Genomic DNA, 897 nt, shown 5'->3' with positions numbered 1-897 from the left:
TGGATGCCCACCGCGCCCATCGGCACGTAACCCGAGGTCAGGCCCTTGGCCATCGTGATCAGGTCCGGCTCGAAGCCGAAGTGCTGGTGCGCGAACCATTCGCCGGTGCGGCCGAAGCCGCCGATCACTTCGTCGGCGACGAGCAGGATGTCGTACTTGCGGCAGATCCGCTGGATTTCCGGCCAGTACGTCGACGGCGGGAAGATCACGCCGCCCGCGCCCTGGAACGGCTCGCCGATGAACGCCGCGACGTTCTCCGCGCCGAGCTCCAGGATCTTCGCCTCGAGCTGCTGCGCACGCGCGAGGCCGAACGCTTCGGGCGTTTCGCCGGCTTGAGCTTCGCCGAAGAAATACGGCTGGTCGATGTGCACGATGTTCTCGACCTTCGACGGCATCTGCTCGTGCATGTAGCCCATCCCGCCGAGCGTGCCGCCGGCGATCGTCGAACCGTGATAGCCGTTCCTGCGCGAGATCACGAACTTCTTCTGCGGCTTGCCCTGCACGCGCCAGTACTGGTGCACGAGACGCAGCACGGTATCGTTGCCTTCCGAGCCGCTGTTGCAATAGAAGAAGTGGTTGAAGCCTGCGGGCGTGACTTCGGCGAGCATCGCCGACAGTTCGATTACCGGCGGGTGCGTGGTCTTGAAGAACGTGTTGTAGAACGGCAGTTCCTGCAGTTGGCGATATGCGGCATCGGCAAGTTCCTTGCGGCCGTAGCCGACATTCACGCACCAGAGGCCGGCCATCCCGTCGATGATCTTGTTGCCGTCCGAGTCCCACAAATAGACGCCGTCGGCCTTCACGATCACGCGGCTGCCCGCGCGATTGAGCGCGCCCATGTCCGAGAACGGATGGATGTGATGCGCGGCGTCGAGCGCGCGGTATTCGGCGGTCGAG

Annotated in this window: 1 protein-coding gene; it reads right to left on the bottom strand. The window is 64.3% G+C overall.

Features of this window, described 5'->3' with window-relative positions:
* A partial coding sequence (locus DID99_RS36740; protein ID WP_124668737.1) for an aminotransferase occupies positions 1–897 on the bottom strand: 897 nt, incomplete at both ends.

The sequence above is a fragment of the Burkholderia sp. Bp8986 genome, from assembly GCF_003854225.1.
GTDB lineage: Bacteria > Pseudomonadota > Gammaproteobacteria > Burkholderiales > Burkholderiaceae > Burkholderia.
This window is presented reverse-complemented; position numbering and strand designations above follow the sequence as displayed.